Annotated in this window: 15 protein-coding genes; 8 read left to right on the top strand and 7 right to left on the bottom strand. The window is 64.0% G+C overall.

Annotated features, from left to right (window positions below; all coding sequences use genetic code 11):
• The 3 genes from HNP60_RS16910 to HNP60_RS16900 form a co-directional block, all read right to left on the bottom strand.
• Positions 1-966 carry an NAD-dependent epimerase/dehydratase family protein gene (locus HNP60_RS16910; protein WP_420825231.1) on the bottom strand — a complete coding sequence of 322 codons (966 nt, stop codon included), beginning with the start codon at positions 964-966 and terminating at the stop codon, positions 1-3.
• A 20-nt stretch (positions 967-986) separates the two neighbouring features.
• Positions 987-2,288, bottom strand: a complete 1,302-nt coding sequence (locus HNP60_RS16905) for a nucleotide sugar dehydrogenase (protein ID WP_184156007.1) — start codon at positions 2,286-2,288, stop codon at positions 987-989.
• A gap of 115 nt (positions 2,289-2,403) precedes the next feature.
• On the bottom strand, positions 2,404-2,664 hold the full coding sequence (locus HNP60_RS16900; protein WP_014077734.1) for an XrtV sorting system accessory protein: 261 nt from the start codon (positions 2,662-2,664) through the stop codon (positions 2,404-2,406).
• 233 nt (positions 2,665-2,897) lie between these two features.
• On the opposite strand from HNP60_RS16900, the gene rfbA reads away from it, so the two are divergent.
• Genes rfbA through rfbB form a run of 4 tightly spaced genes read left to right on the top strand, consistent with a single transcriptional unit; the run spans position 2,898 to position 6,244 of the window.
• Positions 2,898-3,776 carry a glucose-1-phosphate thymidylyltransferase RfbA gene (gene rfbA, locus HNP60_RS16895; RefSeq protein WP_184156005.1) on the top strand — a complete coding sequence of 293 codons (879 nt, stop codon included), beginning with the start codon at positions 2,898-2,900 and terminating at the stop codon, positions 3,774-3,776.
• Positions 3,773-4,318: a dTDP-4-dehydrorhamnose 3,5-epimerase gene (gene rfbC, locus HNP60_RS16890; protein WP_184156004.1), complete on the top strand. Its 546-nt coding sequence runs from the start codon at positions 3,773-3,775 to the stop codon at positions 4,316-4,318. The genes rfbA and rfbC overlap by 4 nt, the downstream gene beginning before the upstream one ends.
• Positions 4,315-5,181, top strand: a complete 867-nt coding sequence (gene rfbD / locus HNP60_RS16885) for a dTDP-4-dehydrorhamnose reductase (protein ID WP_184156002.1) — start codon at positions 4,315-4,317, stop codon at positions 5,179-5,181. The genes rfbC and rfbD overlap by 4 nt, the downstream gene beginning before the upstream one ends.
• Positions 5,174-6,244: a dTDP-glucose 4,6-dehydratase gene (rfbB, locus tag HNP60_RS16880; protein ID WP_184156000.1), complete on the top strand. Its 1,071-nt coding sequence runs from the start codon at positions 5,174-5,176 to the stop codon at positions 6,242-6,244. Before rfbD ends, rfbB begins: the two co-directional genes overlap by 8 nt.
• Positions 6,245-6,359: 115 nt before the next feature.
• Here rfbB and HNP60_RS16875 read toward each other — a convergent pair whose 3' ends face one another.
• Genes HNP60_RS16875 through HNP60_RS16860 form a run of 4 tightly spaced genes read right to left on the bottom strand, consistent with a single transcriptional unit; the run spans position 6,360 to position 10,505 of the window.
• Positions 6,360-7,163, bottom strand: a complete 804-nt coding sequence (locus HNP60_RS16875; RefSeq protein ID WP_184155998.1) for a CpsD/CapB family tyrosine-protein kinase — start codon at positions 7,161-7,163, stop codon at positions 6,360-6,362.
• 26 nt (positions 7,164-7,189) lie between these two features.
• Positions 7,190-8,686, bottom strand: coding sequence for a GumC family protein (locus HNP60_RS16870; protein ID WP_184155996.1), 1,497 nt, complete (start codon positions 8,684-8,686; stop codon positions 7,190-7,192).
• On the bottom strand, positions 8,683-9,882 hold the full coding sequence (locus HNP60_RS16865; RefSeq protein ID WP_184155994.1) for a porin family protein: 1,200 nt from the start codon (positions 9,880-9,882) through the stop codon (positions 8,683-8,685). The genes HNP60_RS16870 and HNP60_RS16865 overlap by 4 nt, the downstream gene beginning before the upstream one ends.
• Positions 9,879-10,505: a polysaccharide biosynthesis/export family protein gene (locus HNP60_RS16860; RefSeq protein ID WP_338056735.1), complete on the bottom strand. Its 627-nt coding sequence runs from the start codon at positions 10,503-10,505 to the stop codon at positions 9,879-9,881. The genes HNP60_RS16865 and HNP60_RS16860 overlap by 4 nt, the downstream gene beginning before the upstream one ends.
• Before the next feature lie 171 nt (positions 10,506-10,676).
• Here HNP60_RS16860 and HNP60_RS16855 point away from each other — a divergent pair, with 171 nt between their 5' ends.
• The 4 genes from HNP60_RS16855 (at position 10,677) to HNP60_RS16840 (ending at position 17,464) form a co-directional block, all read left to right on the top strand.
• Positions 10,677-12,305, top strand: a complete 1,629-nt coding sequence (locus tag HNP60_RS16855; RefSeq protein WP_184155993.1) for a tetratricopeptide repeat protein — start codon at positions 10,677-10,679, stop codon at positions 12,303-12,305.
• Positions 12,306-12,332: 27 nt separating this feature from the next.
• Entirely contained in the window at positions 12,333-13,781 is a 1,449-nt protein-coding gene (locus HNP60_RS16850) for an undecaprenyl-phosphate glucose phosphotransferase (protein WP_260394959.1), read from the top strand.
• 141 nt (positions 13,782-13,922) lie between these two features.
• Positions 13,923-15,329 (top strand): O-antigen ligase family protein, encoded by a 1,407-nt coding sequence (locus tag HNP60_RS16845; protein ID WP_184155991.1) that lies wholly within the window; start codon positions 13,923-13,925, stop codon positions 15,327-15,329.
• Between the two features lie 539 nt (positions 15,330-15,868).
• Positions 15,869-17,464 carry a hypothetical protein gene (locus HNP60_RS16840; RefSeq protein WP_184155989.1) on the top strand — a complete coding sequence of 532 codons (1,596 nt, stop codon included), beginning with the start codon at positions 15,869-15,871 and terminating at the stop codon, positions 17,462-17,464.
• The last annotated feature ends 112 nt before the right edge of the window (positions 17,465-17,576 follow it).

The following is a 17,576-nucleotide window of genomic DNA, read 5'->3' as shown; positions in this document are numbered from 1 at the left end:
CTATCCGACAACCATGTAGAAATCTCGATACCAGGCGGCAAAGCGGTGCAAACCTTCGGCGAGCATCACTTTGGGCTGATAACCGGTCAGATCCCGCAGCTTGCTGATGTCCGCCCAGGTGGCGGGCACGTCGCCCGGCTGCATGGGGCGCATCAGCTTTTCGGCGCGGCGGCCAAGGACGGTCTCGAGGATCTCGATCATGTCCATGAGGCCCACGGGCTTGTTGTCGCCAATGTTCAGAATGCGGTTCTCGTTCGCCGGGGGCGGATGATCGAGCGCGCCGACCAGGCCGTCGACAATGTCGTCGACATAAGTGAAGTCGCGCGCCATGGCGCCCTCGCCATAGACCTCGATTGGCTCCCCCGCGAGGATCCGGCGCGTGAAGCTGAAATAGGCCATGTCCGGCCGGCCCCATGGGCCATAGACGGTGAAGAAGCGCAGGCCGGTCTGCGGGAAGCCGTAGAGGCTGGCATAGCTTTCGCTCATCAGCTCGCAGGCGCGCTTGGTCGCCGCATAGAGCGAAGCGGGCTTGTCGACGGCATCGTCCTCGCGGAAGCCGGCACCCGAGAAGGTGCGGCTGCCATAAACCGAGCTGGACGAGGCATAGACGAGATGCGCGAAGTCCGGGGCATGGCGGCAGGCTTCCAGCACCGCCAGATGTCCGGCCAGGTTGGAGCGCTCGTAGGAGAAGGGATGGTCCAGGCTGTAGCGCACACCTGCCTGCGCCGCGAGATGCACGACCCGCACGATCCCATGCTCGCGCATGATCGCGGCCACCGCGCCGGGGTCGGCGATGTCCGCTTCGATCATCCGGAACCCCGGGCAGGACTGGAACGTGGCGGCGCGCGCCCGTTTGAGCGCCGGGTCGTAATAATCGTTGAAATTGTCGAGGCCGATTACCTGCTCGCCCCGGGCGAGCAGGCGATGAGCCGTTGCATGGCCGATGAAGCCAGCCGCGCCAGTCACCAGGATTGGCGCGGCGCCGTTCACCGACCGACCGCCGAATAGGTCAGGCCGGCGGCCTCGACCATGTCGCGCGGATAGATGTTGCGCAGGTCCACCAGGATCGGCGCGCGGAGCAGCGACTTTGCGCGCGGCAGGTCGAGCGCACGGAAGGCATCCCATTCCGTGACGATCACCAGCGCGTCGGCATCTTCCATCGTTTCATAGGCATTGCCGCAATAAGTGATGTCCGGCAGGTCTTTCCTCGCCTGCTCCATCCCTTCGGGATCAAAGGCACGGATGGTGGCGCCGGCATCCTGCAGCGTCTGCACGATGGCGATGGCGGGCGAATCGCGCATGTCGTCGGTGTTGGGCTTGAAGGTGAGGCCCAGCACCGCGATCGTCTTGCCGCGCACGTCGCCGCCGCAGGCATGGATGACCTTGCGGCCCATGGCGCGCTTGCGCTGGTCGTTCACGGCCACGACCGCCTCGACGATGCGCTGCGGCGCTTCATGATCCTGCGCGGTCTTCAGCAGGGCGAGCGTGTCCTTGGGGAAGCAGGAGCCGCCATAGCCCGGGCCGGCATGGAGGAACTTGGAGCCGATCCGGTTGTCGAGCCCGATGCCGCGCGCCACGTCCTGCACGTCCGCGCCCACCTTCTCGCACAGGTCGGCGATCTCGTTGATGAAAGTGATCTTGGTCGCGAGGAAGGCGTTGCCGGCATATTTGGTGAGTTCCGCGCCGCGGCGGCTCATCTCGATGATGGGCGAGCGGCCCAGCGCCAGCGGGCGGTAGATCTGGCGCATCACTTCGAGCGCGCGCGGATCGTCGCTGCCGATGACGACGCGGTCGGGCCGCTTGAAATCGTCGATCGCGGCGCCCTCGCGCAGGAATTCGGGATTGGAGACCACCGCGAACTCGGCGTCCGGATTGGTCTGGCGGATGATCCGCTCGACTTCATCGCCGGTCCCCACGGGGACGGTGGACTTGTCGACGATCACGGTGAAGCCCTTGAGCGAGGCCGCGACTTCCGCTGCCGCCGCATAGACGTAGCGCAGGTCCGCATGGCCATCGCCCCGGCGCGACGGGGTGCCGACCGCGATGAACACGGCGTCCGCTTCCGGCACGGCGCTCGCAAGGTCGGTGGTGAAGGAGAGGCGTCCGGCCGCGACATTATTGGCGACGAGCTGTTCCAGGCCCGGCTCGAAGATCGGGATGCGCCCGGCGAGCAGGGCTTCGATCTTCCCTGCGTCCTTGTCCACGCAGATCACGTCGTGGCCGAAATCGGCAAAGCAGGCTCCGGAAACCAGGCCGACATAGCCCGAACCGATCATCGTGATTTTCACCCGAGCAGTTCCTCTTCGCTTTGATTGATGAGCATGATTTTGCCCCCGAGGCGCGGGCCTCCGGGGCGATGGCCGGCTTCTAGCGGCAAGCGGCCTTTCTTGTCCCGAACTTCTTTCAGGATTTCAGGTTCGGCTTCAAGACGAACCAGACATAAGCGACAACGCCGACCAGCAGCAACACACCCACCGCGTGCAGCAGCAGATTGTCGTTCTCGATCGCGTAGTTGCCCGCCTGGTTGGCAATGGCGCAGCCGAGCGCGGGCGGCAGATAATCGATCATGCGGTCCGGGGGATTTTCCATGGAGGACCGCTGGAGGAAAAGCACGATAATGCCGGCGAAGATCGCAAGCGAAAGCCAGTCATAGGCTGTTTCCATCAATCATCTCCGCGCGCAAGAAACAGTTAATCGCAATTTTGTCGTGATACGGCGCATGCGCTAAAATTTCTGACTGAAAAAGGCAAAGCGATTCACGATGTTTTTGGAAGCCATGGCTGACAATTAGGCCGGCCGCCTCCATAACGGGACATGCCATCAGTCACCGGCTTGCAATGGCGAGGCGAGCGGCTAGGACTTCATCGGTGCCGCAGAGGCTGAAGTGGGAGCGACAATTGCGTAAAGGGATCATTCTGGCCGGCGGGTCGGGCACGCGGCTCTACCCGCTGACCAAGGCCGTCTCCAAGCAGCTCATGCCGGTGTACGACAAGCCGATGATCCACTACCCGCTGTCGGTGCTGATCCTGGCAGGGATCCGCGAGATCATGATCATCACGACGCCGCAGGACCAGGCGGCGTTTCAGGCCCTGCTGGGGGATGGCTCCGATCTTGGCCTTTCGCTGCATTATGCGGCGCAGCCGCAGCCCGCCGGGCTTGCACAGGCCTATCATATCGGCGCCGACTTCGTGGGGACCTCGCCTTCCGCGCTGATCCTGGGAGACAATATCTTTTATGGGCACGGGCTCACCGAACTGCTTCGCTCGGCCGCGGGCAGGCAGGATGGCGCCACCGTCTTCGGTTATTATGTCAGTGATCCGACCGCTTATGGCGTCGTCTCCTTCGATGGCGAGGGCAGGGCCGAGACGATCGAGGAGAAGCCGCAGCACCCCAGGTCCAATTATGCTGTAACTGGCCTCTATTTCTACGATGGCAAGGCCGTGGAGCGCGCGCAGGGCTTGGCCCCTTCGTCGCGCGGCGAACTGGAGATCACCGACCTCAACCGCCTCTATCTGGAGGCGGGCGAGCTGTCCGTCGAGATCATGGGGCGCGGCTACGCCTGGCTGGACACCGGCACGCACGGGTCTCTGCTCGATGCCGCCAATTATGTGCGCATCACCGAGGAGCGGCAGGGTCTCAAGATTTGCTGCCCGGAAGAGCTGGCGTGGCGCGCGGGTTTCATCGATGATAGCCAGCTCCAGCGCCTGGCCGAACCGCTGCGCAAGTCCGGCTATGGAGAATATCTGCTCAAGCTGCTGGAGCGCGGCATCGCATGAAGGTGGTCGAGACTGCGATCGCGGATGTGCTCATCATCGAGCCCAGGCTGTTCGGTGACGAGCGGGGCTTTTTCATGGAGAGCTGGAACGCGCGGACCTTTCGGGAGGCGGGGCTCGACATCGATTTCGTGCAGGATAATCACAGCCGCTCCTCGCGTGGTGTGCTGCGGGGCCTGCATTATCAGCAGCCGGGCCCGCAAGGGAAGCTGGTGCGGGTTACGGCCGGGGCGGTGTTCGACGTAGTGGTGGACATGCGGCGCAGCTCGCCGACGTTCGGCAAATGGGTCGGTGTGGAGTTGAGCGCACGCAACAAGCGCATGCTGTGGGTGCCGGAGGGCATGGCCCATGGCTTTCTGTGCCTCGAGGATGGCACGGATTTCCTCTACAAGTGCCGGGGCTTCTACGATCCGGCCAATGAGCACAGCCTGTTATGGAACGATCCGGCGATCGGCATCGCGTGGCCGCTGGACGGCATCGTGCCACAACTTTCCGCCAAGGATCAGGCAGGCGCGCCGCTTGCCGAGGCAGTCACGTTCCCATGAAGGTCCTCGTCACCGGCGCAGGGGGCCAGCTGGGCCGCGCCTTGCAGGCCAGCGCGCCGATTGGCGCGGACGTCGTGGCGCTGGGCCATGCGGACCTCGACATCGGTGACGAAGATGCGGTCGCCGCGCTTGTCGGCGAACTGGCGCCGGATCTGATCATCAACGCGGCAGCCTATACTGCGGTGGACCGGGCGGAGAGCGACGCGGATGCGGCTTATCGCGTCAATGGCGTGGGGCCCGGCAACCTGGCGGCCGCCGCTGCGGCGCGTCAGGCGCGCTTCGTCCATGTTTCGACGGACTTCGTGTTCGATGGCACTTCCGGATCGCCTTATGCGCCGGATCACCCGACCGCGCCGCTCGGCGTCTATGGCGCTAGCAAGCGCGCAGGCGAGCAGGCGGTACTCGCTGCCTGCCCGCATGCGCTGATCGTCCGGACAGCCTGGGTCTATGGCGTCACGGGCGGGAATTTCGTCCGAACGATGTTGCGGCTCATGGCAGAGCGTGAGGAGGTCCGCGTGGTGGCGGACCAGATCGGCACACCGACATTCGCCGGCAGCCTCGCCGGAGCGATCTGGGCGCTCGACGCGGCCAACGCGCGCGGCATCCATCACTGGACGGACAGCGGCGCGGCAAGCTGGTATGATTTCGCGGTGGCCATACAGGAGGAAGCGGTCGCGCTCGGCCTGCTGGCGTGCGCCGTGCCGGTTCTGCCGATTGCCACCAGCGATTATCCCACGCCGGCGCGGCGCCCGGCCTATTCGGTGCTGGAGAACAGCGCGGCGGTGGCGCTCGTCGGGGCACCCGCGCCGCACTGGCGTGTCAATCTTCGCAACATGCTCGGAGAGATCAAGGCGAATGGCTAATCTGCTCGTCACTGGCGGCGCCGGCTTCATTGGAGCCAATTTTGTTCATTACTGGTCGGCGCATCATCCCGATGACAAGGTGACCGTGCTCGATGCGCTCACTTATGCGGGCAACCCGGCCAATCTCCGTGGGCTGGACCAGGTCGATCTCATCGTGGGCGACATCTGCGACACGGCGCTGGTCGAAAATCTGCTCATCCGGCACGAGATCGACACGGTCGTCCATTTCGCCGCCGAGAGCCATGTGGATCGCTCGATCACCGGGCCGGACGCGTTCGTCACCACCAATGTCATCGGCACGCACAGCCTGCTCAAGGCCGCGCGCAAGCTCTGGCTCGACGCCGGCTCGGGCCGGCCGCACCGTTTCCATCACGTCTCGACCGACGAGGTCTATGGCTCGCTCGGGCCCGATGATCCAGCGTTCAGCGAGACGACGCCTTATGCGCCGAATTCACCTTATTCGGCGAGCAAGGCGGGCTCGGATCATCTCGTGCGGGCCTATCACCATACTTATGGGCTGGATGTGACAACGAGCAATTGCTCGAACAATTACGGGCCGTTCCAGTTTCCCGAGAAGCTCATTCCGCTATTCCTGCTCAATTGCCTGTACGGCCGCAATCTGCCGATCTACGGCGACGGCATGAACGTTCGGGACTGGCTCCACGTCGAGGATCATTGCCACGGCATCGAGAAAGTGCTGCAGGCCGGCCGGGCGGGCGAGACCTACAATATCGGCGGCGGGCAGGAGCTGCCGAACCTGACCGTGATCGAGGAAATCTGCGTAACCGTCGATCAGGCTTTTCAGGAGGATGCCAGTCTTGCCCGGCGCTTTCCGGATGCGCCCGCGGCCAGCGGGACGCCTTCCGCGAGCCTCAAGACCTTCGTGACCGATCGGGCGGGGCATGATCGTCGATACGCGATCGACGAGACCAAGGCCCGGAGCGAGCTCGGCTATGCGCCGCGCCGCACGTTCCGCGAGGGGTTTGCGCAGACGCTGGCCTGGTATCTTGCCAATGAGGGCTGGTGGCGGCCGCTGATCGAGCGCGCCGCGCAGGCGCGCTGAGCGGGGTTTGTCTCTGGCGCCGGCCGCCGCCGGCCGGATCGCCTCGTCTCCATGGAGAAACGGCCGGTGATGCGGCCGGCCGTGCCTCCCTGTCCTGTGGTGCGGGGGCGACTGCTCAGTCGCCCTTGCTGAAATAGTCCGTATATTTGCCGTACGAGCCGTAGGAATAGCCATAAGGATCGCCGACGCCGCCATCGTAGCGGTTCAGCACTGATCCGATGCATTCGACCGGATCCAGCAGGCGAATGGCATCGCTCACCTGGCGCTGGCTGTTGCGGCCCTGCTCGATCACCATGAGATAGGCATCGATCTGCGAGGCGACGACCATGGCGTCGTCATTCGCGAAGACGGGCGGCATGTCGAACAGGACGAGATGATCGTCCGGCAGGGTGCGCAGCGACTGGATGAAGGCCGCGAACCGTTCGCCGGCGAGGAGCGGCATCGTCTCCATATTGTTGGGGAAGCAGGGGTAGAGGATGAGGTTGGTGCCGTCCACGTGGCGGCCGATCGCCCGCAGGTCGTCCGTCTCGCTGTTGAGGAAGCGCTCGAGGCCGATCTCGCCCGTCAGGCCGAAATTTGCGGCCAGCGAAGCGCGCCGGATGTCGAGGTCGAACACATGAACGACATGGTTCGGCAGCCGGCTCAGCGTGGCGGCGAGGTTAGCCGTCAGGAACGACTTGCCCGCGCCCGGCGCCGGCGAGGTGACGCCCAGCAGCTTGTGGCCGCGCGCCTTCATCCGCTTGACGAGCTGCGAGCGCAGCAGGCTGAACGGCCGCGACGAGACGTGGCGGCTGTTGAAGCCCACGACATGGTTGTCCTCGAGGACCTGCCATTCCGGGGTGAACAGCGCCACTTCGCTCTGGCTCGGAATCCGGAAAGCGGCGGCCTCGGTCCTCGTCGACACGATCTGATCAGACAATGGTCAAACTCCTTCGGCGCGCTGCGCTATTTTTTCTTCTTTTTCGGCTCGTCGTCCTCGTCCTCGTCGTCATCATCGTCACTGCCGCCGAAGGGCCAGAGAGCCTTCCAGCCCTTCCGCTGACGCTCGCCCTTGCTGAGGATCGTGGGGATGACGACCAGCGGTGCCTCGCCGGTGGCCAGCGCGACGGCGCCCGCGTCGCGAATGGGCTTCATGACGAGTTCGATGAGGAGGATGAGGCCAAGACCGAAGGCAAGGCCTGCGCCGGTGACCATCGCGATGATCATCGGGCGGTTCGGCGATACCGGCTCGTCGGGAATGGCGGCCGGGTCGATCACCGAGAGACGTTCGCCCTGCTGTTCGTCCTCAGCCTTCTGGCCGGCCTTCGCCGCCATGAGCTGGTTCGAGACGCGCTGGTAATTGGTGTTGAGGATGTTCAGCCGTTCCTGGAGCTGGGAAATTTCCTGCTGCACCATCGGGGCCCGGGCCTGCGCCCCGGCGATGGCCATCTGGCGCTCCATCTCGGCAGCCCGCGCTGCCTGGAGCGCCGCGAGCTGGCGATTGTTGAAGGCGATCTGCGCTTCCACCCTGTCCATCGGGATGCGCTGCTGATTGACCTTGCCCAGCTCGCGCGCTTCCTCGAGGCGCTGCTTAGCCAGCACCACGTCGGGATGCCGCTCCGAATATTTGGAGCGGGCCAGCGCCAGATTCTGCTCGGCCTGCGCCACGATCGGATCACGCTCTGCGGCAGTCTGGGTCATGTCCCGCTGCGCGTTGAGCTGCATGTTCGAGGCCTGGAGCGCGGCGATCTGCCCGTCGAGACTGCCGAGCCCGCTGCCGCCGACATTGTTCACGAACGAGAGGCCGTTGCGGGCCTTCACGTCAGTGATCTGGCTGGAGAGCTGCTGGATTTGCGCGGCGAGTTCGGCTTCCTGGTCGGAAAGGAACTGGACGGTGCTGACGACCTGCTGCGCGGTCTTGCTGGAATCGATCTGGAGCACGCGCTCGGTGAGCGCCTGGGCCACGGCCTGCGCCTTGACCGGATCGGAATAGGAGAAGCTCATCCCGAAGGCGATGGTGCTGCGCTGGCCGCGCGCGCCGGACTGGATGTCCGCGCGCACGGGCGCGATCTCGATGTCGGAGCGCATCTTGCTGATCACTTCGGACAGCGAACTCGTGCTCAGTTCGGTCTGATAGAGGCCATTGCGCTGGATGAGTTCGATGAGCTGCGGGCGGCTGAGCACCTGCTGGCGGATGCGGGCGATGCGCTGGTCGACGACTTGCGCGCCGGTCATGTCCAGCGCGACTTCTCCGGCCAGGAGCGGCGCTTCCACCAGCAGCACGGCGCGGGACTGATAGCGCGTGGGCAGCAGGAATGCCGCTGCGATGGCGGCGATGAGCGCCAGAAGCGTCGGGATGATCACCAGCCATTTGCGCTGCATGATGATCGAGGGCAGATACGGAATGAACGAACTGCGGCTCGTCTCGTCCGCCATGTCGTAGTGAACCTGAAGATTGTTCATAGGATTCTGCCCAAGCTGTACCGCAGCCCCACCGTACCTGAGAAATTCGGGTCGCGCGGCACGATCGAATCGTAGGTATCACTATAATTGAAAGAAACGATACCCGACAGGCGTTCGAGGATCTGCCGGCTGTAGGTCACGCTCGCCCTGCCGTACTTGCCGCGCCTGTTGGCTTCGTTGCGCAGGGAACTTGCCTGCGAATAGGAGGCGTTGAGATTGATGTTGCTGCGCGGCGTCAGCTTGTAGCTGTAGGAGGCGCCGAACAGGGTCGCGGTCGATGTGCCGGAAACGGACGTTGGCGAGACGCGGCGGGAGCCGTTCAGGCAGAAGCGGCCGCGCTCGCCGCGATAGCACAGGCCGGCGGAGCCCGCGAACGAGGTGTGGGTCTGACTCACTCCGCCCACGTCCGTCTCGGAGAAGGTGATGCCGCCGCTGGCATTGAAGGACAGGCGCGGCGCGAGCTGCGTGGTCACGATCAGGTTCGGCGAGATCACCGTGCCGCCGCCAGCGGAACCCGAGCGGAACTCGTTCTTGTTGATGTCCACTCCCGCGCCGATCGACGTACTGCCGCTGACGGCTCGCATGTAGGAGACGCCGCCGCCATAGGAATCGTAGCCGCGGGCAACCGACTGCGTGGGCGGCATGGTCACGCGCGTCGCGCGGGCCGAGAAGTTGAGCGTGTCGCGCGGCGACAGCGTGTAGGAGAGCCCGGCGCTCGCATTCGCCGTTTCCGTGCGCAGCTCGTAGCTGGCCGCGGCATCGGGATCGACGATGATGGGATCGTCTTCCTCGTCCGGCAGCCCGGTAATCGGGTCGTTGACCGGGTAAAGGGCATCGCGCACCCGGCTGGAATAGCTGGCGCCAAGGGTGAAGGAGGCCAGTGGGCTGATCTGCTGAGCGGTGCTGCCCGACAGGGTGTAGTCCGTGGTGCTGTTGTAACGCCGCGTGAACTGCGTGTGCGTGATCCGTCCGTTGATCCGGGTCGAGCCAGTGGGGGACGTCATCACCAAAGTGGGTGCGAGAGTCGCGCTGGCCGTGCCGGAGGCGGCACTGCCTTGGCGCGAGCCATAAGGATTGGTCGACACGCCGCCATCGACCAGGATGTCGCTCGACAACGTGGTCTCCGCCGTCGCCGCCGTGCCGGCGAGGAGGAGGATGGCCGGGGCGCATTGCCCGGCCAGCCGCAATGCTGTCATGGTACGATCACCGTGTCGCCGACCTGGATCTGCGGAATGGCCTGCGCCGCCGTCTCGGAAAGATTGCCCTTCATCGCGCCGCCGAGCCGGAACTTGATGGACGTCAGTTCCTTGCCCTTCTTGCGGATGATGGTGATGTTGTCGAGATTGGCGAACTCGTCGGGTCCGCCGGCCATGGTGATGGCCTCGATCAGGTTCACGTAGCGGCCCGGCGTGAAGGTGCTGGGGCCCCGCACGCGGCCGATGACCGAGAAAGTGAAGCCGCTGGGCGCCTGGATGGTGACGGTCACCTGCGGCGGATCGCCGCGATACTGGCTGGCCAGACCGTTGGAAATCGCCGTCTCCACCTGCTCGGGGAGCATGCCTTCCGCCATCACGCGGCCGACCAGCGGGAATGAGAATGTGCCGTCGGGCAGGACGCGGATGCTGCGCTGCAGTCGCTCCTCGCCCCAGACGTAGATTTCGATCTGGTCGCCCGGATTGATCGTGTAGGGGCGGTCGGGAAGTGCGGTGAGAGCGGAAGGCGCGGTCTGGGCGGGCGCCGACGTGTCCTGTGCCGCCGCCGGGGCCGAAATCGCCATGAACAGAGCCGCCACCGGCCACATCTTCGCGGTAAATTGCACGCGTGAAATCCCTCTTGCTGGCTTTGGACCGGCGCTTCATATACCAAAACAACATGTCGTCACTACGTAAAAGCTGGGTTAACGATGGACCGAGCGTTGGTTACTTAGATTGCCCCCCGTCCTGAAGCCTTGTAAGCGCGTCGCCTGTTTTTCGATTTCGAGATGCGCGTCATGAACGACTTGGCTCAGCCTGTTTCCTTTCGGGACGACTCCCCGGTCCTGTCGCAGGCGCCCCGTCGTCGACGGGTCCCGCTGCTCCTGCTCTTCGCGGCCGCGGCATTGCCGGCCACGCTCGGTCTCACGGCCTGCAAGAGCCCCTCGCAGAAGGCGGCGGAGCTGGCGCAGCAGGCCGATGCCTATGCCCAGGGCGGCAATCTCGTCGCCGCTCGAGATGCGATCTCGCAAGCGATCGCGCTGCGCGAGGACGAGGCGAGCTATCATCAGCTGGCCGGCTCGATCGCGATGGCGCTGGGGGAGCCGGTGCGGGCCTATCGCGCTTTCCAGCGCGCCCTCGAATTCGACGCGACCAACCGCATCGCTCTTGCTTATGTCGCCAATCTCGGTGTCCAGGTCGGCCAGGTCGCCGAGGCCGAGGATGCCGCGGACAGGCTGCTGACGCTCGAACCGGATGCCTTGCCCGCGCTTCAGGTCAAGGGGATGATCGCGCTGTCGAGGAACAAGTTCGAGGATGCGCGCGGCTTTGCCGACCGGATTCTCGCGGTCAACCCGAGAGATTCCGCAGGCGCGGTCATCAAGGCGCGTTCGCTCGCCAAGGAAGGCAAGGCCGAGGAAGGCCTCGCCTTGATCGACAGTGCGCTCGCCAGCGGCGCGGAATCGATGCCGTTGCTCGTCAACAAGCTCAACATGTATCGTTATCTCGGCCAGCCCGAGCCCATGGTGCCGCTGGCCGAGCGGCTGGTGGACATGAGCAAGGGCGCGCCGCGTTTCCGGCTGGACCAGATCAATCTGCTTTACAAGCTGGGGCGCAAGGACGAGGCGCGCCAGGCATCCTTGGCTCTGCTGGCGGCGGGCTCGCGGGATCTCGATGATTATCGCACCTTGCAGCGCATCTGGTGGCAGTATGACGATACGCCCCTGCCGGATGCCGCCGCGCGTGACGCATCGCGCTGGAAGGAACCGGGCGCGGTCGTCCAGACGGCGCGCTATCTGTTCCTCAAGGGCGATCTGGCGGCAGCCGATGGGCTCGTCCGCACCGCGCCGCGGAAGGCCCAGCCGCTCCTCGCATCGCTCAAGGCGCGCATGTTCGCCGCTGCCGGCCGGAGGGAGGAAGCGCAGCGGCAGGTCGACGAATTGCTCGCGAAGGATGGGCAGGATGTCGATGCCCTGATGCTCAAGGCGCAGTTCGCCCAGACCGCGAAAGACATGGACGCAGCGGTGGAGGCCGCGCAGCTCGCCCAGACGAACGACCCGCTCAATCCGGAGACCTATGTCGTCCTGGCCAATGTCTATCGCGCCCAGGATCTGGACTGGCGAGCGAAGCAGGTCTTCGAGGACGGGTTTCGCGCGCTGCCGCAAAACTTCTATCTGGCGGAGAAATATACGCAATATCTTCATCAGTTGGGCGATAGAGGCAGGGCCATGTCAGTCGCTCGTACCCTCGCACGCGCCATGCCTTCATCCGAGCACGCGTGGCGGTTCTTTGCGGCGGAATGCCAGGCTTCCGGGAGTGCGGGCTGCATGCAGGCCGCCCAGGCCGGGCTGGAGAAGGCAAGGACCGCCATTCTGGTCGATGATCCGCCGGGAACCCCTCCCGATCGTGGCCTTTTCGGCCGTATCTGACGAACCGTTCGAACAGCGTGGGATGACATGAGCAGCGGCAAGCGTCAGAGCAGAAACAAATATGTACGCTTCACCTCGAACGTTCTGCGTTCTGGGGGCATCATCAATGACGCGCTGTGCTTTCTGCTCGCTTATGCCCTGACGGTTCTCATCTATAACGGCTGGTACGGCTATTATTACGACGTGCGCCTGCATTCGAGCGGCGTCATCGTGATGGCGATCAACTTCTTCCTCATCCGCATCTCGCGCGATGCCTATTCGGCGTTCCGCGGCCAGGGCGATGATCTGGGAAGTGGCATGTTCCTTGATTTCATCGTGGCGCTGATGCTGACCGGCTTCACGATCCTTCAGTTCGGTCAGGCGCCGGACCTGACCTTGCGGTTCGCCGTGCTGTTCATCGTCCTCTGCTTTTCCCTGCTCATCATGAGCCGCCTGCTGTTCCGCCGGATCGTCTGGATCGGAATGCGGCAAGGCATCATCGGGCAGCGCGTCGCGATCTACGGTGCCGATCGGGACGTCACCAGCCGCCTGCTCGAGCTCCTGGAGATCGAGCGCCTGCCGCACATAAACATCATCGGCTTCGCGGATGACCGGCGCACGCGGGTGGAAACCGGCATGATCGGCCGCTTCCCGTTCCTGGGCGGCTTCGAGGAATTGCTGGAGCTGGCACGGCAGGGCATGCTCGACCAGATCATCGTCGCGCTGCCGCTGGTCCAGCAGGACAGGCTCAATCGCATCATCGAGGAGCTGAGCGCAGGCGCGATCGACATCTGCATCATGCCGCGCGAATTCCTCGTGCTGCGGGATCGCTATCAGGTCAATTATATCGGCTCGCTGCCCGTGCTCAGCATCTGGCAGACGCCGGTGCGCGATCTCGACGGCCTGCTCAAGGAAGTGCAGGACCGGCTTCTGGCCCTGATCGGCCTCATCGCGCTCGCGCCCTTGCTGCTGCTGACCGCCATCGCCATCCGGCTTGAGAGCAGGGGCCCCATCCTGTTCCGCCAGAAGCGGTTCGGCTTCAACAATCTCGAGATCGAAGTGCTCAAGTTCCGCTCGATGTATGTCGACCGGCAGGACGAGAGCGGCGGGCAGCGTACGCGCAAGGGCGATCCGCGCATTACGCGGGTCGGGCGAATCATCCGGCGCACGAGCATCGACGAATTGCCGCAGCTCTGGAACGTGTTGCGGGGGGAGATGTCGATCGTGGGCCCGCGTCCGCACGCGCTCGCCATGCGCGTGGGCGATGCTTATTATCATGACGCGGTGCGCGGCTATGCTGCCCGTCATCGCGTGAAGCCGGGCATCACTGGCCTTGCCCAGGTGCGTGGCCTGCGCGGCGAGATCGACACGATCGAGCGCGCCAAGCAGCGCGTGGAATATGACATCTATTATATAGAGCACTGGTCGCCGCTGCTGGACCTGCGGATCATCATGGAAACGATCCTGCGGCTGGTCTGGGATCGTCATGCTTATTGAAGGGCGCCTTCCCGACGCCCGGGCAGGGGGCCTTGACCGGGCCTTGGTCCTGTTGGCAAGGTCCGCGCGACGCCCGGGCCGGCGGGCGGCGGGGCGGTCCTGCGCTTCCGGCATCGCGAGAAGGGATCGACCTTGCAGTCCATGATCGCCTACGGGGTGCTGCTGGGCTGGCCGCTGGTCGCCCTCTGCCTGTTCCTGACGATGCCGGTGGGGCGTGCCACGATCTGGACGATCCTGGCCGGCTATCTGCTGCTGCCGGTGATCGTGAATATCGATTATCCGGTGCTGCCGGCCTTCGACAAGTCGTCGATCCCGAGCCTGAGCGCGCTGGCGCTGGTCCTCATGATGTCGCGGCGCGGAGAATTCCAGTGGCCGCGCAGCCGGACGATCAACGCGCTGTTGCTGCTGTATGTCCTCGTGCCTCTGGTCACGAGCTTCAATAACACCAATCCCATCGTCATCGGCCCAACCACCCTGCCGAGCTACGGTCTCAAGGATGGCCTTGCGACCATGCTGGACAGGGCCATCCTCGCCATTCCCTTCGTGCTCGGCGCGGGCGTGCTGCGCGACGAGAAAAGTCACCGGCAGCTGGTCATGGCCTTCGCGCTTGCCGGTATCGCCTATTCGTTGCCGATACTGCTTGAGATCAGGCTGAGCCCGTTCCTGCAGACCAAGCTGTACGGGGTCATTCAGCAAGGCTATTTCGCCCAGCAGATGCGGTCGGGCGGCTTCCGCTCGATGGTCTTCCTCGGGCATGGCCTGCTGGTCTCGACCTTCTGCGCGATGGCGCTGATCGCGACGATCGGGCTGGCGCGGATGCGGATGCAGATATTCTCCATCCCGGCCGGCCTGTTCGCGGGTTATCTTGCTCTTGTCCTGCTGCTCAATAAGTCGCTGGCGGCGATCCTTTTCGTGGCGGTCGTGGCGGGGTTGTTCCTTGGTCTGCGCAGGCGCGCTTTCCTGAGCGCGGCACTGGCGATCGCGGTGGTCATCTTCCTCTACCCGATGGTCCGCACGGCAGACGTGCTGCCCCTGCGTAGCGCCGTGCAGCAGCTCAGCGTCATTAGTGCCGAGCGTTCCCGATCCATGGAATTCCGGCTCGCGAACGAGGACATGCTGCTTGAACGTGCCTGGGAGAAACCGTTCTTCGGCTGGGGCGGCTACGGCCGCAATCGAGTCATCGTGGAGACGCCGTGGGGGACTACGGCCGATCTCACCGTGACCGATGGCACCTGGGTCCTCGCGATCGGCATTTATGGGTTGGTCGGCTATTTCGCGCTGTTCGGCCTTCTCACTTATCCGTTCTGGCACGTCTTCACGCTGCGCCGATTCGCCTTGCCGGTGTCGAGCCTCACCTTGCTCGCAATGCATCTGGTCAATCTATTGGACCTCATTCCCAATTCCTCCCTCCGACCGATCACCTGGATGATCGCCGGTGCGTTGGCGACGATGACGGTGGCGCGTGCGCGCGCATCGGTTGCGGCAGGATCGCGGACGAAAGCATCGCGAGGCGGCATGGCCGCCGGAGAGCCGGCCCTGCAGAACTGATGTGTGCGGGTGCCCACGCGGCGCCCGTGCTGGCATTTCCTGCGCTTCCGCATCCGCCGCGAAAAGGGCTCGTCCCGCAGCAAGCGCATTGGGATGGCGCGCCGCCGAGGCCACCAGCGGCCAAGGAATTTCCTGGGGCCCGACCGGGCTGGGCTCCAGTCGGGCAAGCGGCGGACCGCGCGCGCCCGGCCTTCATCCAGAGCCCGGCTTCCCAGCCAGCCCAGGAGGTTCCCAACGTGAACCTGGGTCGGTTGGTCTCAAATGATTAAAACGGTGTTAACCAGCATCTGCAAATCTTATTTGTGCAGCAACCCGCTATCCCGGCTCCAGGATCAATAAACGACCTGAAATGAAGGTCTCGCGGGAGCGCAATTACAATGAAAACTGTTAAGAGCGTTGATCGCTCATTCAAGAGGCGCGCCCTTGGCGCACTTGGTGTCGGTTCAGCGGCGTTGTTCAGCACGGCTGGCATTGCGGCTGCAACTTCTGCTACGGTCCTGTTGTTTACAGCGGTAAATGCAACATCGGGTGACCAGCGCGTGAAGTGGATTGAACCTGTCGTGTCCGTCCTTGGCCTTGCGTCGATGACGTCGTCCTCGAATCTGGTCGCTGGGCCGACCATCATCCGGCCGACCACCTCGACGACGATCGGCGCCCTGAACGGGAAGTCGACCGACAAGACGGCTGCACCGCGCAGCAGCCCTGGCACGAAGCTCGGGATCAACCTCGCGGCGCTTGGCTATTACGAGAATGGCCGCACCTTCATGAACCTGATGGCCGGCAGCCCCTGGACGCTCATCAACGCGCAGGGCAAGTGGGTCGGCATGCCCAAGGACCGGCTCGACGCGAACAAGAATGTCGTGCGTCTGGAAGGCACCGAGCAGGCAGCGCGCCAGCTCAACCTGCCCACGGCAGCCTATCGTGGCCTTTCGGTGGATATCAAGTGCACCTGGCAGGGTAGCGGCAGTCTCAAGATGTTCGGCGGCGTGGTCAAGAACGTGAAGTTCTCCGGCAAGTCGCTGACCTATACCTTCGTGCCGAAGGGCACGGACTGGGCGACGCTCATCATCACCAAGGTCGATCCGAGCGATCCGCTGCGGGCCATCGACTGCCGGGAGAAGGATGCCGATCCCAAGGCGCTGTTCGACCCGACTTTCGTGGCTGATCTCAAGCGCTACAGCACTGTGCGCTATCTCAAGTGGACCCGCGGCGTCGAAAGCAACGTCAAGGTCACCTGGGACAGCCGGACCAAGCCAGGCGATGGCCTGATCTACGACAGCGATGGCGTTGCCATCGAGCATATCGTCGCCCTCTCGAACGAGACCCGGACCAACCCGTGGCTGACCATCCCGTGGAATGCCGATGAGGATTATGTCCGCCGGTTGGCGACCTATGTCCGCGACAATCTCGATCCCGGCCTGGTGGTCTATGTCGAGAATGCCAACGAGGTCTGGAACTGGCTCTACGCAGTCACACATCAGGCGCGCGACGAGGGTGTCGCTCGCGGTCTCGCGACCAACGAGAACCAGGCGATGCTGCGGCGCTATGCCGAGAAGACCGGCGAAGTGATGGATATCTGGAGTTCGGTCTATGCCGGCAAGATGTCGCGCCTCGTCCGGGTGGTGGCTACCCAGAATGCCATCCCCTGGTCGACCAGCCAGGTTCTGGCGTTCAAGGATACCGCCAAGAAGGTCGATGCGCTTGCCACCGCACCTTATTTCGCCGCAACGCCCAAAGCGGGCGCACTCAGCACGGCTGCCGCGTTCAACAACTTCATGGACGTCAAGCTCGCGGAGACTGTCGACGATCGACTGGAACTGGCCAAGCAGAACCGGGACATCGCCAAGCAATATGGCCTGCGTTACATCGCTTATGAAGCGGGCCAGCACATCCTGAGCGCGGACGATATTCCCCAACTCATCAAGGTGCAGCGCGATCCCCGCATGGGCAAGCTCTACACCCGCTATCTGACCAAGTGGAACAACGAGATCGGTGACCTGATCATGCTGTTCTCCAACTATGGCAGCATCGGCCAATATGGTGCCTGGGGCATGCAGGAATATATGGGTCAGCCGCTTAACCAGGCACCCAAGGCGAATGCGGTCGAGCTCTTCCGCCAGTCCTATGTGAAGTAAGGGTAAAGCCTCGATCATCTGCCGGCGCGGGCTCACCGAAAGGCGAGGTTCGCGCCGGCGCATATCCGGCCGCGGCTATCCTGCTCCCGAACCGTAAATGACGAAAGGCCCC

The sequence above is a fragment of the Sphingobium lignivorans genome (genome assembly GCF_014203955.1).
GTDB classification, from domain to species: domain Bacteria; phylum Pseudomonadota; class Alphaproteobacteria; order Sphingomonadales; family Sphingomonadaceae; genus Sphingobium; species Sphingobium lignivorans.
The sequence above is the reverse complement of the archived record's forward strand: the minus strand, read 5'-3'. Positions and strand labels throughout refer to the sequence as shown.